This is a genomic window from Schlesneria paludicola DSM 18645, from assembly GCF_000255655.1.
Classification (GTDB): Bacteria; Planctomycetota; Planctomycetia; order Planctomycetales; family Planctomycetaceae; genus Schlesneria; species Schlesneria paludicola.
In genome coordinates this window covers 1,291,021-1,315,818 of the sequence record NZ_JH636435.1, presented here as the reverse complement: position 1 = coordinate 1,315,818, position 24,798 = coordinate 1,291,021, and the positions used below count along the sequence as shown (strand labels likewise).

At 57.0% G+C, this 24,798-nt stretch carries 15 protein-coding genes and 1 pseudogene; 8 read left to right on the top strand and 8 right to left on the bottom strand.

Annotation, left to right across the window (positions count from 1 at the left end; all coding sequences use genetic code 11):
- The first annotated feature begins 349 nt into the window (after positions 1–349).
- From OSO_RS0122915 to OSO_RS0122895, 4 genes and pseudogenes are all read left to right on the top strand, one after another.
- The gene (locus OSO_RS0122915; protein WP_010585435.1) at positions 350–1,519 is read left to right on the top strand and encodes a thiolase family protein; all 1,170 of its coding nucleotides are present in this window, start codon (positions 350–352) and stop codon (positions 1,517–1,519) included.
- Between the two features lie 530 nt (positions 1,520–2,049).
- A complete protein-coding gene (locus OSO_RS44745; protein ID WP_010585434.1) occupies positions 2,050–3,762 on the top strand; it encodes an acyl-CoA mutase large subunit family protein in 1,713 nt (570 codons plus the stop codon).
- Positions 3,763–4,002: 240 nt separating this feature from the next.
- Positions 4,003–5,156 (top strand): annotated as a pseudogene (locus OSO_RS52800) (IS3 family transposase).
- A 204-nt stretch (positions 5,157–5,360) separates the two neighbouring features.
- A complete protein-coding gene (locus OSO_RS0122895; RefSeq protein ID WP_157605400.1) occupies positions 5,361–6,695 on the top strand; it encodes a hypothetical protein in 1,335 nt (444 codons plus the stop codon).
- Positions 6,696–6,837: 142 nt separating this feature from the next.
- Here the strand turns inward: OSO_RS0122895 and OSO_RS0122890 are convergent, their stop codons facing one another.
- The 4 genes from OSO_RS0122890 to OSO_RS44730 all read right to left on the bottom strand — a co-directional run bounded on the left by OSO_RS0122890 (position 6,838) and on the right by OSO_RS44730 (position 13,835).
- On the bottom strand, positions 6,838–8,298 hold the full coding sequence (locus OSO_RS0122890) for a DUF1501 domain-containing protein (RefSeq protein ID WP_010585429.1): 1,461 nt from the start codon (positions 8,296–8,298) through the stop codon (positions 6,838–6,840).
- A gap of 10 nt (positions 8,299–8,308) precedes the next feature.
- The gene (locus tag OSO_RS44735) at positions 8,309–11,491 is read right to left on the bottom strand and encodes a PSD1 and planctomycete cytochrome C domain-containing protein (protein ID WP_010585428.1); all 3,183 of its coding nucleotides are present in this window, start codon (positions 11,489–11,491) and stop codon (positions 8,309–8,311) included.
- A gap of 62 nt (positions 11,492–11,553) precedes the next feature.
- The gene (locus tag OSO_RS0122880; protein WP_010585427.1) at positions 11,554–12,867 is read right to left on the bottom strand and encodes a Gfo/Idh/MocA family protein; all 1,314 of its coding nucleotides are present in this window, start codon (positions 12,865–12,867) and stop codon (positions 11,554–11,556) included.
- A 20-nt stretch (positions 12,868–12,887) separates the two neighbouring features.
- Positions 12,888–13,835, bottom strand: a complete 948-nt coding sequence (locus OSO_RS44730) for a sugar phosphate isomerase/epimerase family protein (RefSeq protein ID WP_010585426.1) — start codon at positions 13,833–13,835, stop codon at positions 12,888–12,890.
- Between the two features lie 339 nt (positions 13,836–14,174).
- Between OSO_RS44730 and OSO_RS0122870 the strand changes: the two genes are divergently transcribed.
- From OSO_RS0122870 to OSO_RS0122855, 4 genes are all read left to right on the top strand, one after another.
- Positions 14,175–15,305: a S1/P1 nuclease gene (locus OSO_RS0122870; protein WP_010585424.1), complete on the top strand. Its 1,131-nt coding sequence runs from the start codon at positions 14,175–14,177 to the stop codon at positions 15,303–15,305.
- 546 nt (positions 15,306–15,851) lie between these two features.
- A complete protein-coding gene (locus OSO_RS0122865) occupies positions 15,852–17,729 on the top strand; it encodes a polysaccharide biosynthesis protein (protein ID WP_010585422.1) in 1,878 nt (625 codons plus the stop codon).
- Positions 17,730–17,832: 103 nt separating this feature from the next.
- Entirely contained in the window at positions 17,833–18,870 is a 1,038-nt protein-coding gene (locus OSO_RS0122860; RefSeq protein ID WP_010585421.1) for a ComEC/Rec2 family competence protein, read from the top strand.
- A gap of 3 nt (positions 18,871–18,873) precedes the next feature.
- Positions 18,874–19,653 carry a biotin--[acetyl-CoA-carboxylase] ligase gene (locus OSO_RS0122855; protein WP_010585420.1) on the top strand — a complete coding sequence of 260 codons (780 nt, stop codon included), beginning with the start codon at positions 18,874–18,876 and terminating at the stop codon, positions 19,651–19,653.
- Positions 19,654–19,820: 167 nt separating this feature from the next.
- On the opposite strand, the gene OSO_RS44725 is transcribed toward OSO_RS0122855, so the two are convergent.
- From OSO_RS44725 to OSO_RS0122830, 4 genes are all read right to left on the bottom strand, one after another.
- Positions 19,821–20,822 carry a beta-ribofuranosylaminobenzene 5'-phosphate synthase family protein gene (locus tag OSO_RS44725; protein WP_010585419.1) on the bottom strand — a complete coding sequence of 334 codons (1,002 nt, stop codon included), beginning with the start codon at positions 20,820–20,822 and terminating at the stop codon, positions 19,821–19,823.
- Positions 20,823–21,026: 204 nt separating this feature from the next.
- Positions 21,027–22,475, bottom strand: a complete 1,449-nt coding sequence (locus OSO_RS0122840; RefSeq protein ID WP_010585418.1) for a sodium-dependent bicarbonate transport family permease — start codon at positions 22,473–22,475, stop codon at positions 21,027–21,029.
- A 443-nt stretch (positions 22,476–22,918) separates the two neighbouring features.
- Positions 22,919–23,788, bottom strand: coding sequence for a hypothetical protein (locus tag OSO_RS0122835; protein ID WP_010585417.1), 870 nt, complete (start codon positions 23,786–23,788; stop codon positions 22,919–22,921).
- Positions 23,789–23,955: 167 nt separating this feature from the next.
- Entirely contained in the window at positions 23,956–24,768 is an 813-nt protein-coding gene (locus tag OSO_RS0122830; RefSeq protein WP_040593069.1) for a glycerophosphodiester phosphodiesterase, read from the bottom strand.
- Positions 24,769–24,798 lie beyond the last annotated feature (30 nt).

The window sequence follows — 24,798 nt, the reverse complement described above, 5'->3', positions numbered from 1 at the left end:
GCTGGGGCTGGGGCCAATCAACGGGGGGGGTTGTTGGGGGCTCAGCGGTGGGGGGGGAGACACGGAGACACAGAGACACGGAGGGGAAATCGGCCACATGGAGTTGCGGAACTTGGTAAGGTGCGCTTGAACGTTCAGGGGCGATGGGGCACAGGTTGGCCTTTTTCCGTGGGCTGACGGGGGCTTGAGGGCGAATGCTGTGAGTTGTGCCTTGTGACTTCGGCGAAGCAGCGGCTTTGGCGATGAATATGGGGCTGGCCTTGCCCTTTGAGCGGTTACCTGTGAGGTCTCTTTGACCTTCCGGCGTATAATCATTGGTGAACTCGATCCACTTCCAGCGAGGTTTCTTATGGGCGTCGTCATACTGAGTGCGCGTCGTACGCCGATCGGAAAATTCCAAGGAGTGCTGTCGGGCATTCCGGCTACGGAATTGGGCTCACGCGTCATCCGGGCGGCGGTCAATGATGCCGGCGAGGCGTTCGACGATATCAATCTCGTCATCATGGGAATGGTATTGCCCAGTGGTGTGGGGCAAGCGCCGGCACGGCAGGCGGCGATCGGCGGCGGAGTCGCGCCGCATACCGAAGCGTTGACCGTGAATCAGGTGTGCGGTTCGGGTTTGAAAGCGGTCATGCTGGCCGATCAGGCGATTCGCTGCGGTGACGCCTCTTTAGTCGTCGCGGGCGGCATGGAAAGCATGAGTCGCGCACCCTGGCTGATCGAACGATCGCTGCAGGGAATGGGCGACCGGCGTCTGGTCGATTCGATGCTGCACGACGGGTTGTCCTGTTCGATCACCGATTCATCCATGGGCGAAATTGCCGAACGGCTGACCGCGCGACAAGGAATTTCACGCGAGGACCAAGACGCCTTCGCGTGCGAGAGCCATCGGCGAGCAACGGAAGCTCAGCAAGCTCAATGGTTCAAAGCCGAAATCGTGCCTCTGCAAGTCCCCTCAAAAGCGGGAATCACCGAGATTGACCGTGATGAAGGGCCTCGCGCCGATTGTCGGCTGGAGCGTCTGGCCGGCTTACGATCGGCGTTCATCGAACGCGGAGCGATCACAGCAGGAAACTCGGCCATGATCAGCGATGGTGCGGCGGCCGTCGTGGTCGCCTCTTCGGACATCGCGAAGGCACGCGGCTGCACACCGCTCGTGGAGATTGTCGCGACGGCGACCGCAACATTGGATCCGGAAGACCTGTTTCTGGCGCCCGTTCACGCGATTCGAAAGTTACTGGCCAAGGCAAAAATGCAGGTCAGCGACATCGACATTTGGGAGATCAATGAAGCGTTCGCCGTGCAGGTGCTCGCCGATCAACGTCTCTTGGAGATCGATCTGGAACGACTGAACCCGGCGGGAGGTGCGACGGCACTGGGGCATCCCATCGGGGCGAGCGGCGCACGCGTCCTGACAACACTCATCCACGGCCTGCGTCGACAAGACCGAGAATGGGGCGTCGCAGCCCTCTGCCTAGGCGGCGGCGGCGCAGTAGCCATGCTCATTAAGCGCTTTTAATTTCGCCATCAGCAATGGGTTTTAGCATCGAAAGTCCAGCGGCGAGTGATTTTAGATTCGCCATCAGCAATGGGTTTTAGCATCGGAAGTCCAGCGGCGAGTGCTTTTAGATTCGCCATCAGCAATGGGTTTTAGTATCGGAAGTCCAGCGGCGAGTGCTTTTAGATTCGCCTTCAGTAATGGGTTTAAGTATCGGGTGTCCAGCGGCGAGTGCTTTTAGATTCGCCATCAGCAATGGGTTTTAGTATCGGAAGACCAGCGGCGAGTGCTTTTAGATTCGCCTTCAGCAATGGGTTTTAGTATCGGGTGTCTAGCGGCGAGTGCAATTTTGATTCGATTTCGGCAAAGGGGGCTGGCATTGGAGGTCTCGCAGTCTGTTGAAGTCACGGCGACAGGCTCCGGCAAGCAAAAAATGCCATGAGAGCGTCAACGCCAAGGTGACTGTCCCCCTTACTTCAACAGACTTATCCATGATGCGGTCTGGTGTCCGGGGGCCGGCGGCGATTGAGACGGTTGAAGAGGAGGCTGTGATGAATGATCCAGTGATCCGAAATCCTGTCATGAGAGAGTCTTTCGGAATGGCTGCTGCGGTTCGTGATGCAGCCACGGGCGATGCAGCCTCGGGTGATGCAGCCTCGGGCGATACGGGGGCCGGTCGATCAGCGGCGGCGTCGCGGCAGGTTGGTTTGGGGAACCGTGAGGGATTCGTCACGGCCGAGGATCTGGGGCGGCTGGTCCCTGCCCCGCAGCTTGGGGTGCCGGGTGAGTATCCGTTTACGCGGGGCATTCATCGCTCGATGTATCGCGGGCGGTTGTGGACGATGCGGCAGTTCTCGGGGTTCGGGACGGCGCGGCACACGAACGAGCGATTTCGATTTCTGCTTGCGCAAGGTCAGTCGGGGCTGAGCACCGCGTTCGATCTGCCAACCTTGATGGGGCTGGACAGCGATGATCCGCGATCGGCCGGTGAAGTGGGACGGCTGGGCGTTGCGGTGGATACGATCGAAGACATGCTTGTCTTGTTCGAAGGGATTCCGCTGCAGGACGTGTCGGTGTCGATGACGATTAATGCTCCTGCGGCAATTGTCATGGCGCTCTATCTGGCGGCGGCGGAGGAACGTGGGATTGATTGGAAGACGCTCCGCGGCACGATTCAGAATGACATTCTCAAGGAATTTCACGCGCAGAATGAGGTGGTGTATCCGCCCGCCCCTTCGGTGCGGCTGGTGGTGGATTTGATTGAGTTTGGTTCTCATTCGGTTCCGCAGTGGAACACGGTGTCGATCAGCGGGTATCACATTCGCGAGGCGGGAGCGACGGCGCTGCAGGAATTGGCGTTTACGCTCGCGGACGGACGGCACTATGTCGAAGAGACGTGCCGACGCGGGTTAGGTGTCGATGCGTTTGCCGGGCGGTTGAGCTTCTTTTTCAATGCCCACAATGATTTCTTTGAAGAGATTGCCAAGTACCGTGCCGCTCGACGATTGTGGGCGGAGTTAATGAGGGATGAGTACGGCGCGCAGAATCCGAATTCGTGGAAGCTGCGGTTTCATGCGCAGACGGCGGGGTGTTCGCTGCAGAGCCAGCAGCCCGAGGTGAATGTGGTCCGCGTGGCGTACCAGGCGATGGCGGCGGTGCTCGGCGGATGTCAGTCCCTGCACACGAACAGCTTGGATGAAACACTTGCCCTGCCGACAGAGCACGCGGCGACGTTGGCGTTGCGGACGCAGCAGGTGTTGGCTCATGAAACAGGAGTTGCGGAGCATGTCGATCCGCTCGGCGGCAGTTTTCTGACGGAGACGATGACGCAGCAGATGTACCTGGGGGCCCGCGATTACTTTCGGCGAATTGCGGATGTGGGAGGGATGTCGGGGGCGATTGAGACGGGTTACATCCGGCGCGAGATCGCGGAATCGGCGTATCGAGACCAGCAGCGATTCGATCGAGGCGAACAGGTGATCGTGGGGGTGAATCGCTTTCAGTCGCACGATGAGGACTCAACCGAGATTCTTTCGATCGATCCGCAGGTGGAGAGCGATCAACTGGAGTCACTGCGCGCGATTCGGGCGCGGCGGTCGAATGAGGAGGTGAGTCGCTCGTTGGATGCGATTCGTTCGGTGGCGGCTGGCAGCGAGAATGTGATGCCGGCATTGGTGGCGGCGGCACGTGCGCGGGTGACGGTGGGTGAGATGTCGAAGGCGCTGGGGGATGTGTTCGGGGTTTATCGGTTTCAGGAACAGTAGGATTTGGTTTTGCTCTGTGTCTCTGTGTCTCTTTAAACCCCCCGCTGGACCCGCGGTGAGGTTTGCGTGTGACGGGGGGACATTGGGAGGTGGAGAGACACGGAGGCACAGAGACACAGAGAAGGCTAAGAATTACGGAGAGGGTTAAGAACTTGGGGCTTTGATCTGAGGTCTTGGACTTGCCCATGAAATGTGGGCGCGAGGAAAAGCGAGTATGCTTCACCTTGAGGAGTCCAAAGTATGTCGAAAGAACGTCGCAAACACACGCTCGAGTTTAAGCGTGAGGCATTGAATATGATTGGCAAACAGGAGTTGTCCGTAGCCGAGGTGTCGCGTCGCCTGGGTGTCAGTCAGACGCTGCTCTACAAATGGAAAGCGCAGTTCGCGGCGCAAGGCGAGCAAGCCTTTCCTGGCCAAGGTCAGCAGACGCCCCAGGAAGCGGAGCTGGCGCGACTGCGTCGAGAAGTCGAGCAACTGCGTATGGAACGCGACATTTTAAAAAAAGCGACGCAGTTCTTCGCGAAGGAGTCCAAATGAAATATCAGTTCATTGAAGACCATCACGCGGTGTGGCCTGCCACAGTTCAATGTCGAGTATTGGACGTCTCTCGCAGCGGATATTACGCCTGGCGAAAACGTCCCGTCAGTGAATCTTCACAGCGACGCGAGGAACTGACGAGCCGCATTCAGGCCATTCACGCGATGAAGTATCACGATGTTTATGGAGCGCCACGACTTCAGGCAGAGCTGAAAGCTCAAGGCCATCCCTGCAATCGTAAGACGGTCGCTAAATACATGAGAGAGACATGAATCAAGGCCGCGACGGTGAAGAAGTTTCGCGTGAGCACGACGGATTCCAATCATCCGCATCCGGTGGCTGCTAATGTCGTGGATCGAGATTTCGCTCCTTCCCACAAGAATCAAACATGGACGGCAGACATCACGTACATTCCGACGGATGAAGGATGGCTCTATCTGGCGGCGGTCGAAGATTTGTACTCACGGAAGATTGTAGGCTGGTCGATGTCAGATCGGATCGACAGCCGGCTTGTCGTCGATGCGTTGCAGATGGCTGTTCAGCGAGAACTTCCCGACGCAGGCCTGGTGGCTCACTCGGACCGCGGCGTGCAGTATGCCAGCGAACACTACCAGACTCTTCTGAGGCGAAATCACATCACCTGCTCGATGAGCCGCAGAGGCAACTGCTGGGATAACGCACCGATGGAGAGCTTCTTCGCCACCTTGAAGAAAGAACTCGTTCACCGCGAACGGTATCAGACCCGTTCGCAAGCTCGTCAAAGCCTCTTTGAATACATTGAAACTTTTTACAACCGTGTCAGAAGGCACTCGACAATCGGGTATCTCCCACCCGTTCAGTTCGAGCAGGCCATATAATCCTAACCTCGCGCCCACATTTCATGGGCAAGTCCATCTTGATGTTTTTGAATTTCTCTGTGTCTCCGTGTCTCGCTTCCCCCCACTGGACCCGCTGAGAGATTTGCGTGTGACGGGGACCAGCGGGAGGTGGAGAGACACGGAGACACTGAGACACGGAGAGGGCGAAGAACTACAGAGAGGGCTAAGAACTTGGGGGCGGAATTGTTTCGAATCAGTCGACGGTTGAGCTGTTTGGGGCTGCTTTGGGCGTTTTCGTGGGGGATGGTTGACCCTGGCGCTGCATTGGCAGTTGAGGGGGAATTGAAATTCCAGGATGTGTTGGTTGGGGTTGCTGATGGTGCGGAATTGCAGAGGGAACTGCATCGGCATACGGGGCTGAATCATGCTGTCCGGTTGGCGAAGGCGACGACTCTGACTTGTTTTGTGCAGGAAGAAATTGTCGGGGGTGAGAAATCGGTCCATGGGTTGCTGATTCCCGAGGGGGTGATGCTGGATCTCAACGGGTCGACATTGCAACTCGATTTACGGTCGAACTCGTATGGCGTTCGGTTGTCGAATCGATCAGGGATTCGCAACGGGACGATCAAGATCATTCGCAGTGAAGGCAAAGGTCTGCAGTCGTGCTGGCACAGTGGAGTCAGTGTCGGTGCGGCGTATGGGGACGGCGGGTCGACGGCGAAGCCAGGCCGATTTTCGACCGTCAAGAATTGGTCCATCGAAGGGATCACGATCGATCAACCGTTTGCGGCGTCGGCAATTCAGTTGATGTCGGAAGCGTGTCACGGCGTGATTCGCGACATTACCGTGCTGGATTCGGACAAGGCCCTGTTGGGTGTGGGGCTTGATTGGGGTTCGGTCGGGCCGATCACGGCTGAGGACAAACAGATTCCCAGGATGCGGCAGTTGTGGGAACGGGGCGAGATTTATAGCACTCATCCTCATCATGTCCTGATCGAGCGGATTCGCGTGGGAAAGCTGTTACGGAATCAGGATGCGAATGATGCGGGGGTGCGGATTTCGGCCTGTCACAATATCACTGTGCGTGACGTCGAGATCGAGACCGCGACCACGGCCGTGATGATTGTCGGTGGTGATCTGGGTTACGAGTATGCGCGACAGGATCAACGCGAGTTCGCTCATCGCGGACACGTGATCGAGAATGTGCGAATCAAAAAGGCGCTGCTGTTCGGGCTGGTGTTCAATGGACTGGCGGACAACGTCTGGCGGGCTCAGAAGAATCACGGGTATCAAGCGGTTCGCGACCCGGCTCATCCCGGTTTGGACAAATTGACGGTGAAGAATGTGGTGCTGCACGGCACGAATGATCCGCGTTCGCAGGGGATCTACGCGGTATCGCTCTCAGGAGCGGAGCTGGAGCAGGTCGAGATCAGCGGGTTTGGGATCGGTGTGCATGTCGAAGACTGGGTGCACGGGATGACGTTTCGCGACTGCAAGGTGACGGGCAACAAACGGGACAGGCAGATCGAAGGCGCGACAGAACCGGCCGTGGGTGTTGTGTTCGATCCGACGCCTTGAAGTTTTTGATTTTCTCTGTGTCTCCGTGCCTCTGTGTCTCTTAATCGCCGGTGGACCCGCGGGGAGGTTTACGTGTGACGGGGGCACATTGGGAGGGGGGGAGGCACGGAGACACAGAGACACGGAGGGGGATAAGAAAAGCTTAGTTTACTAGGGCTGCGGTGGGTTGGACGCCGGTGATGTCGGTGTCGGTCAGGCTTTCGCTGCGGCCCTGGTGGGGGTAGGTGAGTTCGGCGTGGTTGAGGCCGAATTGTTGGAGGAGTGTGGCGTGAAGTTCGCCGACGGCGACGGGCTTCTCGGCGATTTTGTAGCCGAAGTCGTCTGTCTTGCCGTAGGTCAGGCCGGGCTTGAAGCCTCCGCCTGCGACGAGTGCCGTGAAGGCGTGGCGATTGTGATCGCGGCCGTCTTTACCCTGGGAGACAGGCAGGCGTCCGAATTCGCCAACCCAGAGGACGATCGTGTCTTCGAGCAGTCCCGTGCGTTTGAGATCCTGGATCAGTGCTGCGGACGGCTGGTCGACGTTGGCCGTCACCGTGCGGATGCGTTCATTGTGTTTGTCGTGCGTGTCCCAGGGGTCGCCATTGATCTTGTCATTGAACAACGCCACGAAGCGGACGCCACTCTCCAGCAGGCGTCTGGCCATGAGGCAACGGCGGCCGTAGGTGCCGGTGGCGGGGTTGTCGATGCCGTACCGAGCTTGCGTGGCCTGGGTTTCTCGGGACAGGTCCATGGCTGCGGTGACTTCCTCGCGGATGTTGCCTGCAAGGGCGTTGTTTGCGATTCGGGCGTCGAGTTCTGAGAGGTGTTTGTAGCGTTTTTGGTGCTGACGATTGAGGTCTTGGAGAAATGAAAGTTGTTCGCGCTGCATTTCGTCTGTCACGCCGGTCGGGAGCGACAGGTCGAACAGGCCTGGACCGTCGCAGCGAAGTGGGGTTCCTTGATAAATGGCGGGAAGGAAGCCCGAGGACCAGTTGCGGATGCCATCGACTTGATCGTACGTGGGGTCGCTGAGGACGACATAGGGCGGCAAGTTTTGGTTGACCGTGCCGAGCGCGTAGGAGATCCACGAGCCGATCGTCGGGCGTCCGACGCGGGGCTTTCCGGTTTGGAAGTGGCGGAGAGCGCCTTCGTGGTCATTGACCAGCGTGTGCATCGAACGAATCTGGCAGAGATCATCGGCGCAAGTGGCCAAGTGCGGCAGGAGTTCACTGAACTCCATTCCTGATTCACCGTGCCGGGCGAACTTGAAGGGGCTGGGCGTACACAGGCTGCTGTCTTGCTTATCGAAAAACGCTTCCACACCTCCCGGCATCGGTTTGCCGGCGTATTGTTCGAGCATTGGCTTGGGATCGAACAGATCGATCTGACTGGGGCCCCCGTGTTGGAACAGCAGGACCATCCGTTTGGCGCGGGGAGGAAACTGAGGCGGTCGCGTTTTCACATCGCGGCCGAGGCTCAGGGGGTTGGCCATTGCCGAGGGGGCGTGACAGATGAGGTTGGCGAGACCGAGCCAACCGAAGCTGGCGATGCTCTGCCGACAACACTCACGCCGCGTGATGTGGGCGGGCTCGCTGGAATGCGTGTTTGTCCGTGTTCGAAACATGGGCCATCACTTATTGAAGTTGCATGAATTCGTTGGTTGCGAGCAGCATTCGGCAAAGATCGGCCAAGGCGGCTTCCGCTGCGGTGGCGGGATCAGAGTTGGTTCGCAAGCGGGTTTGGGTCTGCAGGAATTCGAGAGACCGCGCGAGTTCGATTGCGTCGGGCTCACGCGCGAACGCGATGATGAACGCTTGTCGAGCGTGATCGGCGGAACTGGTCGGAGCGTCGTTCATGATCCGTGCGGCGAAAGAGCGACCCATGCGCGTGGCGAAAGTTCCGTTCAAGAGGGCCAACGACTGGGCGACGACGGTGGCCGTTGAGCGGCCGACACAATTCGGTTCAGGAGACGCTTGATCGAAGACCTTCAGAAATGTCAGCGGTTCGGAGCGACGCTGTCGGATGTAGATGCTGCGTCGGTCGACCTCATGTGGTCCAGGCCCTTCTGGTTCTGGAAGGACGATCTGACGGTTGCCGAGATCCATCGGCTGCACGGCTGGGCCACCCGCTTTGAGATTCATCACCCCCGCCGCCGCGAGCATGCTGTCGCGGATCGATTCGGCATCAAGGCGATGCGCGGGGAAACGGCTGTAGGCCAAATTGTCGGGATCGAGCTGGATCGCACGCTCATCGGCGACGCTCGATTGCTGATACGTCTGGGACAAGACAATCTGGCGATGGAGGGCTTTGCGGCTCCACCCATTGTCGATGAATTCAGCGGCCAACCATTCGAGCAGTTCGGGATCGGTCGGACGCACGCCGCTGGCGCCAAAGTTTTCCGGCGTGGGAACGAGACCTCGTCCAAAGTGACCGCGCCAGATTCGATCGACTTCGACACGCGCGAGGAGGGCCGCCGCACGTGAACTGGGGCGGGTCGCCCAGCGGGCGAAGGCCAATCGGCGGCCGGTCGTCTTGGTTCCCGATGCCGGTGGCTCGATTGTCATGGTGTTGTCGGGATCAATCAATACCGACAGCGGACCGGGATCGACGTTGGGGCCATGTTGAAAGTAGTCACCACGCTTCAGCAGCGGAACCACGGGCGGTTCTTCGGAGAGGTCAGTCGCCCAGGCGATTCGTTCGGGTTCGGGCAGTCGTTGTCGCTCGCAGGCTGCGATGGCGTCTGTCAATTTCTGCTGATGCCGTTCGGTTGTTGCTTTGAATTGCGTCCATGCGAGGGCTTCGGTGGATGTCTCGCCAGCGTGTGGCGAGCGTTGGATGGAGACGTTATCGACTTGAAAGCTGCGCGAGCAGCAGAGTTCAAAACCGAACCCACCATCGGGCAGTTGTTCCGCCTTCAGTGGCTGTGCGGGCAACTCGGGCTGGCCGTCGAATAAATGTTCGAGCAGGTACTGGTCGCCGTCCTGACGTGTCACGCGAACGCCGAAGCGATGGCCGGCGACGTATCCGGACTTGCCGATGACGCCCGCGCTTTGTTGGTCCAGGCCGGGGTAGTCGACGACGACGGAGGCTCCACCGGCGGGATTGCCGTCGATGAGGAGATTTCCTCGCGCGACATTGCCGCTCGCGGGATTCCGGCTGTCGTCATGATCGGTCAGGGCGAGATAGTAGCCGATGCGTTCTGCGGCGCGGCCGTCGGGGCCGCGTGTGCCGACAAGGTCGAAGGTCACCTGAATCCATTCGCCCTTTTGTTCGGGCGTCCAATCGAATGACTGTCTGGTGGAGAGCCAGACAGCGTCACCTGGCGCTGCGGCGAGGATCGACAGTCGTCCGTTCTCGATCTGGGCTGCCGGTGCGAGTGAATCGTCGAGCCGAATAGCAGGGTTGCCCGCGGGGGACTCGTCGCCGGGCGCCGTATCGCTCCAGCTCTGACGCAGCGACGTCGTGGAGAAGTCGTCCTGGAAGAGGACGATCCCGGGCGGTTGATGGGTGCGAGACCAGTCTGCGAATTCCGATCTCAGTGCCAAGATCTGATGGTCGACTTGTTCATTGCGGGCGCGCCAGGCGGCGATGTCGACTTGACCGGCGGCATGGATCCAGCGGTCTTTGGGTTGCTTCCACTGTTTGACGTTGAAGGCCGGGTAAAAGATGGCCTGCAGCGAATAATAGTCACGCTGTGGAATGGGATCGAATTTGTGGCTGTGGCATCGGGCACATTCGATCGTCATTCCGAACATGGCCGACATGGTGATTTGCAGTTGCGATTCGAGAACCGCATATCGTTCCATGACCCGCGTGATTTCGTTGCCTTCGGTATTGTCGGTTCCGTCGGGTGCGTTTCGAAGGTAGTGCGTTGCGATCAGGCGATTCAGATCCGCGGGGGAGAGTTCCTGAGCCGTGGAGTGGTTGACGAGTTCGTCTCCAGCCAATTGCTCGATCCAGAACTGATCGTACGGCTTGTCATCGTTTAATGATTGAATGACATAATCGCGGTACCGCCAGGCGAGCGGACGGGGCGAGTCGTGTCGGATGTAGCCGTTGCTGTCGGCGTAGCCCGCGACGTCGAGCCACTGGCGTCCCCATCGTTCACCGTACTGGGGCGACGCGAGGAGTCGATCGACGAGTGTTTCGTAGCTCTTGGGGCTGGGGTCGTTCAGGAACTCGGTCACCTCTGCCGGAGTTGGCGGCAGTCCGACGAGATCGAGAAAAATTCGGCGCACAAGCTGGCGGGGTTCGGCGGTCGGTGCGAACGAAAGCTGTCGTGCTTCCAGTCGGCTCAGTACGAAGCGATCAATGGGCGTGATGGATTGCGCGGCGCTTTTGATCGAGGGCGATTCAGGACGTTGCGAATGCCGAAACGCCCAAAACTCTTTGTCAGCGGCCGAGGCATCCGTCGCGGATTTCGAGTTGGGAATGAATTTGGCACCCTGACTAATCCACTGATGAATGGCGGTCTTTTCGGCATCGTTCAACGGTTCGCTGCCCGGTGGGGGCATCTCGCCGTCGACGATCTTTTGCCAAAGCAGACTGTCTTTGGCATTTCCGGGACTGACAGACGGACCCGACTCGCCGCCCATCAGTGTGGACTCGGCGGTGCGGAGATCGAGTTCTGCTTTGCGTTTGGTGCGGTCGGCGCCATGGCATTGGCCACACTTCGCGGCGAGTGCGGCGCCTGCGCCCTTTTCGAACTTGATCTCGTCATCGGCGACGAGTGTCATCGGGGCGATGAGGAGTGTGATCACCAGGAGGAACCGAGAGCGCGCACGATCATTCGGCGAAGAATGATCGTGGTTCGTCATGGTGTGAGACCTTGTTTGGCGGGTTGGTGCTGGAAAGCGAATGCGCACGATTTCGAACGGAATCAAACGACTTCGTAGCCTTTTCGTTGCTCGCGCCGCAGGTAAGTGTCTGCTTCGGCGTCATTGATGAATCGCTCGGTGTCCGGGTTCCAATTCAGGGTGCGACCGAGACGGAGGGCGAGATTGCCCAGGTGGCATGTTGTCGCGACGCGGTGCTGGCTTTCGACGGACGAGATCGGGGTCTTTCGCGACTGGACACAGTCGTAGAAGTTGCCCATGTGATTGATGAGCGCGTCGTATTTTCCAGCTCGTTCAGGCCGGCTGAGGTTGTCGTGTGCGTAAACTTGAAACGATTCGCGCGGCAGCGGATTGGACTTGAGTTCGTCGACGGGCGTTCCCGAGATGATTCCCCGGTTGACGAAAATCCGGCCGAGTTCACCTTCGAACAGAATTCCGTTTCGGCCAGTGTCGAGGATTGCGAACTCGACACCGTTGGCGAATTTCATTTGGACGCTGAAGTCTTTGGCGACGTTATAGCCATCAACGACATTCGGCAATTTTCCCTGCGGGATGATCTGAGTGGGACCCGTATTATCGAGACCCAGCGCCCACATGGCGATATCGACGTGATGCGCGCCGGTGTCTGTCATTTCACCGCCCGCGTAGTCGTACCAGAAGCGAAACGTGTAGTGGCAGCGTTCGGGGATGTAGGGCGTCATGGGAGCCTGGCCGAGCCAACGATCCCAATTGAGTTGTTTTGGTATGGGGACCTGCGCGAACGGGCCGCCCTGCAAGTTTTTCCCCAGCACGATCGTGGCCTTGGTGACTTTGCCCAGTCGCCCTGCTCTGATCATTTCGGCGGCGAGACGAAATCGCTGATCATGTCGTTGCCAGGTTCCGACTTGAACGACGCGACCCGTTTCAGCCGCGACACGGCTGATCGCGCGTCCTTCCTCGATCGTCAGACTGATCGGTTTTTCGAGATAGACGTCTTTGCCCGCGCGACAGGCATCAATCGCCATCTTGGCGTGCCAGTGATCGGGCGCGCCGATCAGGACGACATCGATGTCCTTGCTGGAAATCAGGTCGTGATAGTCTTCGACGATCTTCGCGCTGCTGTTAAAGCTGGCTCGCGCCTGTTCCAGCACATGTCGGTCGACATCACAGATTAAGTTGATGTCGCCAAATGCTTGAGCCTGACGTGTGATGACCGAACCTTGATAACGCATGCCGATCGCGCCGACTCGCCAGCGTTCGTTTGGAGATTTCACGGCTTGATCGGCGAATGTCGAACGAGTGCCGATGGGCAATGACAGCGATGCAGTGGCGGCGGCACCGAACTGCAGAAACTGTCGGCGCGTGGATTGATTCATCATTTGCGAGTCTCTGCAACGAGTTAACGTGGTCGGCGGGGGATTCCGGCGCGTTCCAGCAATTGATTCATGAAAACGTAGGACGATTTCGCGGCCGCTTCGGCGTCATAGTTGGTGCGACGCGAGACTTGAACGCTCACTTCACAGCAAACGCTGCCTCGATAGCCACGACGATAGAACGAGGTCAAAATATCGGCGTGGTCGATTAGGTGGCCCTCGCCCGGCAAGCCGAACTCAATCTGTCCCTCTTTTTGAAGGACGTCTTTGACGACGATCAATGCGGTCGATGGGAATGCGTCATTGATTGTCTCGGAGACGTTCAGATCGCGCAGGGCGTAGTGGCTGAAGTCGTACGCCATCCCTAACCAGCGTGAATTGCCCAGTTGACCAAGCAGCCAGGCGGCCTCGGAAGGCTTCGACATTGCGCCGCTGCGGTGCGGTTTGATGGCGATGACGGTTTTCTCGGCCTCTGCGACACGTAACCAGTCGCCCAGGCGATCGCGAAACAGGTCCTTTTTCTGTTCCCACGTTCCTCCGCCGATGACGGTTTGGATCAAAGGGGGGGCTTCTGGGCTGAGATCACGTCCCAGTTCCGCAGCGCGCTTCAGCCGGTCGAGGGTTGTTTGATGTTCGGCGGCGACGGAGGACGGTGGGAGATGTTCCATTAACGAGGTGAGTGTCAGGCGTTTTTCGGCAAGTAACTGGTGGAGCGGTCCGCGTTGATCTTTGGTGATCGCTTCGGCGGACGTGGGATGCGTGGGCATGACGGAGAGTTCAATTCCGTCATATCCCAAATCGCCGATGACGCGAATCGCCTGTTCGGCGGTGAAATGGGGCATCCCATAGTTACCGATACTCAGCCTGATGCCGGCCGGTTGATCTTCGGCGCACGTCGTTCGTCGCAGGCTGACGCAGGACGCCCCAGCGGCGATTGCGTGGCAGAATGTTCGTCGCGAGATAGGCGATTCCATCGAGACTCTCAATCGAGACGGAGCATCGGGCCGCAGAAACGACCCATGCATGTTAACGGATTTGGTTCGCAAAGTCATTCTCACAAGTTGTCGTTGATCCGAGTTCAGGACGTCGGGTCGAAACGATTTTCTGGAGGGATGCCGGAGTGTAATCGCGACAAAACAGACGACGATTTCTCAATTTCCTCTTGTCGAAAATCGGTCGAATCGTTCTGCTTCGCGCGCGGGACCTGTTTCGGTTTGTGGACGGTCATTTTGAACGTTCGCGAACGGCTGACACTTACCGCTGTTTCACGAGTTGTTCGTGGTTCCCCTTCAAACGACAGAAAGGATTCTGTCATGCGACGCTTTCTGTTGGTTTTTACCGTGTTTCTAAGTGCGTTTCCGGCGAGCAGTTTGTTTGCCTGGAATGACTTGGGGCACATGACGGTGGCTCGAATCGCCTATGATCGATTGTCGGATGACGAACGTACGGCGATTGTCGGGATGCTGCGTCATCACCCTCATCTGCGTGAACTGTTGCTGAAGGATAAGCCGGGCAACGCGTCAGACGTCGAGTGGATCTTTTTACGTGCTGCCACATGGCCCGACCACGTTCGGCCGCCTCGTGTCGCGACGCGTGAACCGGTATCGGTCCATCCGATTTACAAGTTTCACCATGCGAACTGGCACTATGTCAATTTTGAGTATCGGGCCGGCCAGCAGGAATCGGGGTTACCCGCGCGGCCACTGCCGCATTCGCCACAAGGGGCGCATCCCGCGGATTACACGAACATCATCGAACAGCTCGATCATTCCTACCTGATTGTGCGAGAAGCCGAGCGGGAACGGTCACAGCCGGAAATGAATCTTAATCCGGCCGAAGATCGTGCGGTTCGGTTGTGCTGGCTATTTCATTTGATGGGTGACATTCACCAGCCGCTGCATGTCGTGACGCTGGTTGATGAGCGAATTCCCTCACTTCAGCACGGCGATGAAGGCGGGAACAAACTGGCAGTACGCCTGAATCATGCGACTGCACCGCGGAAGCTGCATTCCGTGTGGGACGATGCCCTGGGGACGCATCCACAGTTCAACAAGGTCGTGCAATGGTCGGAAGTGTTGTCTCGCGATCCGAAGCTGGCTCCTAATCGATTGCCCGAGTATCAAAATCATCGTCTGGCCTGGGAATTCGCCGAAGAGAGCTATCAGGCGGCGAAGGAGGTCGTCTATCAGAACGGTCGCCTGCATTATGCGCTGTGGTCTCGTGTGGAATCTCACGATCTGGACGAAGCGGACGTTCCGGTGCTGTCGCAGCAGGCGGTTGATCAGCTGCATCGCGTGGCGGAACGGCGAATTCTGCTCGCGGGATATCGCCTGGCCGATCGGCTGAAGTTCATCGTGTCGCGCAGCTCGAATCAAAACCGCGCGCCGATCGATATTTCGAGCCCTGTTCGAGGGAATTCGCCGACACTGCGAACTGTTCGCTGAGTCGCGAAGATTTCCTCGGGTGCGACGCCTTGCGGTTGCCGTGCGGCGATCGCGTGAGCCCCTCTTTTGGCGGGAATCCTTTATCCCTGAACGGTTTTTTGAGTGGATTTCCGTTCATCGAGCCCGACCGCGGACCGTGACTCTCGCAGGCTCGTGGCTGTTCGGGAAACAGACCGCCGCACGCGCCGTTGTAACATCTGCTTCTAACAGCCAAATATAAACCTGAAATTCGGCCAATGCTGCTGATCTGTGTGAGAAGTCAGATTCAACGAACAGCCCTTATCCATAGTGGTTCACTGTTTCGACCACCACATTATGCCGGTTCTGGACGGTCGACCTTTCGAGATTGCTACAGTTTGAACGAAATAATCCATCTGGACATGATTTTTGAGATCGAATACAGAGCGCCTTCACATTTCCCAAATCAAATCTGGCATCGCTCAACCAGCTTGGTCCAACCAAAGTGATGATTGCACCGTTCTTGCAACGGCCTCTGTGATCGTGCGCTTGGGGTGGCCATCGTATTCGATTCAAAGAGGTCATCAGATGAAATATCGACTCGCCGCCGCGATGTTCGTCTATCTCGTTCTGTACAGCGTTTCGCTTGCCTTTGCATTCTTGATTCGATTCGATTTTGAAATTCACGCCGAGGCTTTGCGGCGTTTCGCGGAATCTCTGCCGTTCGTGCTTCTGGTCAAAGCGACGGTCTTTACGACGTGTCGCGAGTGGCAGCGTCGCCATCGGTACACGTCGCTGAATGACATGGGTTCCATGGTTGGGACGGCGACGCTCAGTTCTGTGATTCTGGGCGGGGCGTATGCCGCGGGACTGCTCGAAAACAACCTTCCCCGTTCTGTCATCATCATTGACTGGCTGTTGACGATTTTCGCGACGGGATTGCTGCGGGCGGCGGTGCGATTCGGAATCGAAGCGTGTCTGATCCAGCGTTCGCGGCCACGCCAATTGCGTGCGATCGTCTATGGTGCCGATACCAGTTCCATCGCGATCCTGCGGGCACTGCAGTCGCGGAAGTCGGAATACAAGGTCGTTGCGCTTGTCGATCTGACGGGCAACACCGCCCGTTCGCTGATCGGCGGCGTGCCGGTGGTCTCGTTCAATCGTGGTGTGCCGCAGATTGCACATCGATTTCGTGCCGATCATCTGCTGATTCCGAGCGGTATTCCGGGCAAAACGGTGCGGGAACTGTTCGACGTCTGTCAGGAAAATGAATTGACAGCTCGTGTGATTCCCGACGTCAATGAAATCGTCGCGGGACGAGTCAAGCTGACGATTCGCGATGTCACGATTTCGGACCTGCTGCGCCGCGAGCCGACTCATTTGGATATGGCGAGCATTTCGAGCTACATCACCGAAAAGACAGTGCTGGTCACTGGGGCGGCGGGCAGTATTGGATCAGAGTGCTGTCGACAGATCGTCGAACTGAAGCCAAAGATTCTGGTGCTCGTCGATCAGTCAGAATTCGGCATGTTTCAACTCGAGCAAGAACTGCAATCTCGAAACATTACGGATGTGCAGTTAGTGTATGTGATAACCGATGTGAACGATCAGATCACTCTGGGCCGCGTTTTTGGCGAATATCTTCCGGATCTGGTGTTCCACGCGGCAGCGTACAAGCATGTCCCGCTGATGGAACAGAACGTTCAGGCCGCGATCCGTAACAATGTCTTGGGAACGAAGTCGGTTGTCGATCTCGCCGATCGGTTCGGCGTCGACAAGTTTGTGATGATTTCGACCGATAAGGCCGTTCGTCCTACGAGCATCATGGGTTCGACCAAGCTGATTGGTGAAAAGTATCTCCAGGCGGTGGCGACCAATTCGAAAACACAGTTCATCACCGTGCGGTTTGGGAATGTGTTGAATTCCGCGGGAAGCGTTGTTCCAACCTTCCGACGTCAGATTCTGGAAGGTGGTCCCATCACGGTGACTCATCCCGAAATGACGCGATTCTTCATGACAATTCCAGAAGCCGTGCAACTGGTTCTGCAAGCGGGTGCGATCGGCGAAACCGGTCAGGTGCTGATCCTCGATATGGGTGAGCCGATGAAGATCATGGATCTGGCCAAGGACATGATCGCACTGTCGGGACTGCGATATCCCGAAGACATCGATATCGTCTTCACCGGTTTGCGACCGGGCGAGAAGATGTATGAAGAGCTGTTCTACGGCAACGAGAAAAAGGCTCAGAAAGTTCACGAAAAGATCTTCTGTGCAGAGTCCGAGCCGATCCAGGCGCGTGTCGTCAAGATGCATATCCAAGAGCTGGAACGCGCATCGTACGGCAGCATGAAGGAAGCGGCGGCGGCGATTCGCGCGGTGGTCGCCGAGTACACCACTGAAGAGCAACCGATGGAAGCCGTTCCATTGGTGGCAGGTCCCAAAGTCCTGGTCCAACGCGCTGCGTGATTCGGAATGTGGTGTTGGAAAACTGACACACTGTTGGTGGAGTCCGGCATCGATCATCGGTATGTTGCTCCCGGTTGAACCCTCTTGGTCCGGGAGCCACATCATGAATCTTTTCAAGTTTGCCGTCTGCGTCGCATTTCTGACGACCTCTGCTCTCGTTGCGCACGAGAAGGATGGGCGACTCGATATTTACTACATCGATGTCGAAGGTGGTGCGGCGACATTGATTGTGACGCCCAGTGCAGAATCGCTGCTGATTGATTCCGGCACCTTTGATACGGCCGGACGCGATCTGGGACGCATCGTGGACGTGATCCAAAATGTGGCGAAGCTCGATCATCTCGATCATGCTTTAGTGACGCACTGGCATTCTGATCACTTCGGCAATCATGCACCTCTGGCCGCCAAGATCAAAATCCACAACTTCTGGGACCGCGGAATCCCCGAAATGTTGGAAGAAGATGCCAAGTTCGCCGAGCATGTCGAACCGTATCGTGCTGCCAGCCAGAATCGATCCAAAACGGTCAAAGCGGGTGATTTATTGCCGTTCAAGTCCGGACCGACAGCATTGCGTGCGCAAGTGATTACGGCGAGCGGCGAAGTCATACCGAACGCGGGCGAGACGAATCCGTTTGCGGCCGAGCATCAGCCGCAACCCGAGGATACGTCGGACAACGCGAAGAGTGTCAGTTTGTTGCTGACCTTTGGTCGATTCAAGTACTTGACCTGCGGTGATTTGACCTGGAACACCGAAGCGAAGCTGATGACGCCCAAGAACCCCTTGGGGAAAGTTGACTTGATCATGGCGACCCACCATGGACTGAATGTCAGCAATAATCCGGTAATGATTCTGGCAGTTGATCCCCGAGTGTGTGTGACCTGTAATGGTCCGACGAAAGGGGCTGCAGCGACGACGATCGCGACGCTGAAACGGGGCAAGTCGCTTCAGGCGATGTACCAACTGCACCGCAATATTGGGCTGGCCGATAGCGAGCAGGCTCCGCCCGAGAATATTGCGAATGCGGCAACGACCGCGAATTGCAAAGGGGTCTGGATCAAGGCCTCCGTGGCGAAGGATGGCAACAGTTACACCGTTCAGGTTGGGCCAGAAGGTTCGCCTCGCACATTTGAGACGCGGTGAGTCATGGCAATTGATGTGGCTCGAGTGCGAGCCGAATCTCGAATTCAAGAGGTGGTCTGGCTGGAAGAGGTCGATTCGACCAACACGTTAGCGCTGCAGCGCGCGGGTGATCTTCAAACGGTGATGCCGTTTCTGATTGGCACCGATCGGCAAGTCGCCGGCCGCGGTCGTGGTGGGAATCGATGGTGGGGAGCCGATGGGGCACTCATGTTTTCCGTCGGTGTCGAGATGCCGGCTCTGGGGCTCGCAGTGGCACAATGGCCCCGTTTCTCGTTGATTACGGGGTTAGCCATCGCGGATGCACTGTCGAGGTGCATTCCTGCCGCGCGTGTCGGTGTCAAATGGCCGAACGATGTCTGGCTGAACGGTCGCAAGGTGTGCGGAATCTTGATTGAGCAAGTGGATTGCGTGCCGAATCGACTGATTGTCGGGATCGGAATCAATGTCAACAATTCCTTTGCCGATGCTCCGGAAGAACAGCAACGAATCGCGACGTCGATGAAGGACATCGCCGCGGAGTCAGAGTTCTCGCTGACGGATGTGTTGCTCACTTTTCTGAATCGATGGGATTCGCTGACCGAAGAACTGGCAGAAGGAACGATCAATCTGGTGGAACGCTGGTCGCATGCGTGTGTGTTGTCGGGACGACCGATTGTCGTGACGGCGGGTGAGCGAGAGTTGACGGGCATCTGTGCGGGAATTGATGACGACGGTTGTCTGCTGCTGCGGACGGAATGGACGATGGAACGCTGTTACGCAGGGACCGTTCGATTGCTGGACTAGTGGCAGAACCACTCTGCTCTGACCGGTTCTTGAGTGCCGTTCGCGGACTCGATGGCCTGTTTGCACCAAGTCATTGACTTCTAATTCGGCTTGGAAAGTCTGCAAGTGTTGTCGGTGACTCGGAGCGCTTTTCAATCAGGCTTGGACGCTTTGCTTGGATATGATCGTCAACGGATGACGACGGAAGCGCCGCGATTCAATGGAGCGACGACATTGAATGAGCAATCGTTCCACGCGGGATCGTTCGTGAAATCACGCGTCAACTGCTGGGCCATCGCGTCGGAATCGCAGAGTGCCGCCAATGTCGGGCCCCAGGATGTCTGGGCCACGCCCTGCACACCACGACGACGGAGCACGGCTGCCCATTCCGCCATGCGGGGGTGGGCGAATACGCCGCCCTGGGCGCGTGAGAAAAAATCACCGACAGCATGCCCGAAGGTATAAAGCGCTTCCGAGCATCGCAGGAAATCGCGTTCGAGGACCGACGGGATCCAGTCCATCAGCACAATTCGACATAAGTCGCCGGTCAGCGACTGGGGCATCGGCGGCTGCGTGGCAAAAGCGGATTGTTCCGCTTCTCCCGACAGACCGGCGGCTTGCTTCGGCACGGCGAGTACAAATCGCCAATCGTCGGGGAATTCCATTCGTGAGACGAGCGTGCCAAGTTGGTCGGGCTGTGCGCGTCCGCCATCAACCAGGAATCCACCCAGGTCGAATCCATGCAGGCCGACGGCAGAACGAAGTCCACGACCGACGCGCCGAGCGAGTGTTTGCAGGGGAAGTGTCGGTTCGCCCGCCATGATTGATGCGATTCGACCGACGGCGAGTCCCAACTGGGTTCCTGAACCGAACCCGCAATGTGACGGAATCGATTCTGAGATTGTGATCGAAACCGCAGGTGAAGCTTTTTCCGGCATCGCCTGACGGATGCGGCGAAGGAAGTCGGTGACTCGTCGCACGGAACTGTCGTCACCATGAAACGAATCGTGATCAGCAGTCTCGGCCGAAAGGATGATTCGCGGAGATTCGATCATCAGTCCGATGCCGCCAAACCGCCCTCCTGCTGGCGCCGCAACAGAGAGCGGGCCAAAGTGCAAACGGGAACCGGTGGTAATCTCGACAGAGGTCATCAGTTGTTTTTCGATCAGCGTTTCTCGTGACGATCGCATGATAACGCGATCGGTGCGGCGCGGGAATCGGTCGAGTGACGAATACCGCGATTCGATTCGTTCGAATTGAGGTTCACGATGAAACGTGCCGCCGCGTCCGCCAAAGAAATAAAGACCCCCGCTCGGCGATGGTGAATCATCGAGCGGGGGTTGAGTGCTGGCGTGACTGAATTATTTTAAGAAGTTTTAAGAACGGTTAGGCCATTAGACCACGGGGGCAAATCGAGTCAGTATCGTGGCGATCATGATATAGACCGGGATTCCGACGGTGACGTTGTACGAGAAGGTCACACCCAGCGACGCCGCGAGCGGCAATGTGGGACTGGCTTCGGGAATTGCCAGTCGTTGTACCGCAGGAACGGCGATGTACGATGCGGCCCCGCACAGTACGGCGAACAGGACATAGGTCCCGATTTCGAATGGTTCGCCCAGCACAACGCTGTATCCGTGAGCGATCAGCATCCCGACGGTGGCGAAGATGTTCGGCGCAATCAGCGCGAAGGCGACGAATTGCCATCCCGCTGTTCTCAGATCTTTGAGCTTTGAGCTGGCGGTCATGCCCATTTCGAGCAGGAAGACGCAGAGCATTCCGTGAAACAGGTTCACGAACAGTGCATCGTCAACCGAGGTGACGCGTTCGCCTTGCAGTCGACCGATGAAGCCGATGGTGATCCCCGCGAACAGCAGGAAGATTCCCGGGTTCAAGAACACTTCGTGCAGCAGTTCTTTGCTGAGCCATCCACCTTTTGATTTGGTTCTCGATGGATATTCATCGTTGGAAAGATTGACGTTTTGCAATGCCAGGTGTGCTTCTTCGCGTTCAGCGGCTTCGCGATCAGGATCGCTCGGGGTGTTACCGGTGGGGGCGCCATGTTCGAATTGATCACGAGTCTGCGAGATCGACGACGGGCGTGTCGTACGACCACCACCGACGGTATAGCTAGAACCACCGTTTGTACGGCTGGTCGGATGATGATTGGCCGACTGTCGGTGACGAACCGCGGCACCGACTTCGGCGAGTTCACCTTCGGTTTCGATCGCTTCACTTTCGTCGCCATGCGTCGAGTCGGTTTCTTCCTCTGACAGATGACGTGGGGCCGAGATCATTGCTTTGCGGAAGCGATCGTAGCCTTGTTCGCCAGGCATGTTGCCTGCAGCGTCCATGCCCGCTTGCCGCATCTTCGAGACGATATACAAAGCCACGAGGCAACCGGGGATTTCCATGACCGCCAGCATGACGGGCATATAGGGGGCGAAGGCGATGTGCCCGGCGGTTAACACACCCATTGCCGTGACGAACGTGCCTGCCGAGTCACTGCCGTAGAAACCCGCCACCGTCGCTGCATCAACCTGGCGAAGGCGGGTTGTCCAACGCAGCACTTTGTATGCAACGATGCCAATCAAGGTATTCGTACAGAATCCAATCAGCATGAAGCCAGCGGCTTGTCGGTACATGGCTGGCTCAAGTCCGGCGAGTTCTTCGCCACCATGCCAACCAATTGAGAGCAGCAAATAAATCGTCAGTCCCTGGTAGACGGCTTTGGGAAACTCCAATTTGACTTTGAAGATCGGGATCAAAAAGCCCGCGTAGAAGAAGAGGAGTAGCGGCTTAAACAAGTTATGAGTGAAATTCTGAATGAACTCGTTGAGCATTGCGTTCTTCCTCGGTTGAAAACGGAACCTGGTGGGCCATCCATGTCCGGTCGCGGTTCAAATGGCTGGTGAGGGAACCTGCAATGCAGTCGTCATTCCATGAATGAGCGGGAGCGGCTTCGTTTCAGGATTGTTAGCGAGAGGGGTTCTTCATCGGGGTGCGGCGCAATGCCGTAACGTGTTGTGGAATATAATGATTCGCGCAGGATGATTGAGCGAAAGATTGTTTCGGGAATTGTAGAACACGCCATCGAAGCAGGTATTTGCGACCTCACACAGATGGCGCGTCGCCGTTGAGTTCCGCGTCATGGCCATCTGCTGGCCACAAAAGGTGGCCACAATTTGGCCTACTGAAAGTGAGTGAATGAGCGATTCATCGGCGTGGAAAAGGTTTTGTCACTGCGCGGAATGGATTGTCGTGTCATCGTTTACGTATCCCATGATCAACCGCCGCCGAGGCTGAATGTTTTGGTGAAATTGATCGTCGGATTGAGTTGCTTTAACGCGTTTCTGTCGAACTTCATGACCTTCGAAAGGTCGATGTCGCGACAACTTTCCAAGCCACAAGACGCCGAAAGCGTGAGTTTGTATGACTCGCCCTTCAAGATGTCGTAGCTGATACCGACTCGTTTGTAGTTCAGTTCGGGGCTCAGAACGCGAATATTGAAACGATCGATGACCCAGGTGGGAAGATGCTCGCCAATGATGGACTTGAACACGAGTTCGTTGACCAAGTGGCTGACGACATTCGGAGTGATGGTGACATTGTTATCCATATCGGCCAAAGCGATGCCTGTTTCGTCGACATGAATATTGCAGGCCGTCCATTTTCCATAGGCGACGGAAATATGGAGTGCCGACAGATTCAGCGGATTGGCTTCACCAAATGAGCCCGCAAAATCCAGATCGAATTGCGGGGTGTTCAAGAGTTTGGGGCGGGCATCCTCGATTCGGGACGCGCGATCGTTCAGGTAATATCGCCAAGGTTCGCGGAAGCCGATCCCTTTCGTTGCCAGGAGGGATGCGGTCATCGCCCAATGCTGTTTCCAGTCTACTGGGCGGGTACTGCCTTCCGAGAATGCCTTTTCGTTATTCGTGCGAGCATTACGAATCTGACTCATGAACAAATCAGGATCCCGCAACGTGAAGTCGATTCCCTGAGTGATCAGCGGATGGACCAGAAGGTCGGCTTTTGATTGAGGGTTTTCGACGACATGTTCGCGTAGATTGATCGGTGGACTGAAGCCCGCCAGACGCGTTTCCAGTTTGCGAAAGACGACGGAATCCATTGCTGCGGTGCCGGTCTCTGCCATCTTGATATCCTCTCGTCACGAGACACTTGATCGCGAACTGAATCCAGTTCTGCCATTGCTATGTCTCGAAGCGAGATTGGCCAAGATTTGTTACGAGCAAAAAACGAGAGATGGCAATACGAGTCGGTTGGATTCCAACGCAAAGCTTGTGGGCGTCGAGAATGATTTCATTTCAATTGGAGTTCAGATCGAAGGAATGCCGGTCGATCGGTGGTGATCGAATCGACACCCAGTTGCTGGAAATGCCGCGCATCATCGGGAGAATTGACCGTCCAGACGTGGAATTCGAGCCGATTTTTGCGGAGCAATGTGACGAAGTCGGCGTTCACCATTTCGCGTTGAGCTTGAATGTCAATCCCATGCGCGTGGACTTTCAGTGCGGTGGCAAGCAGTTCTTGTCCGGTGGGTTCAAGAACTTTCGTCTGGGCGTTTTGACGGAATCCGGCTAACCAATACGCCTTGATTTCTGGAATCTGTTCGCGTGTGGCGGCGATGACCTTATCATTGAAGCTAATGACGATCGTTTGTTCGGGAGCCAGGCCCGATTGTTTGATTGCCCGCCCAAGAAACGGAACGATCTCGGGACCGCATTTGATCTCGATATATATTCGCTTTCCGGTGGGGATGATCGCCAGCACTTCGGCGAGCGTCGGGATTTTTTCGCCTTTGAAGCGGGGATCCTTCCAGCTTCCCACATCGAGTTTGCGGAGTTCTTCGAGCGTTGATTCCGACACCACTTGTTCCACGCCCGAAGTGCGTTTGGTCTTGGAGTCATGGATGCAGACAATCTGCTGATCTTTCGTCAGAAAAAAATCACCTTCGATGGCATCTGCGTTCTGTTCCCATGCCAGTCGAAACGACGCGAGCGTATTTTCTGGAGCGTCAAATGACGCACCGCGATGGGCAACGATCTTCTGAGCTTGAGCGACGACGGGTGTGACCATGATGAGTCCGAACGCGAGCAACCGAAGAAGAATCATGGGTGGTCTTTTCATCGTGAGTTTGCAGTG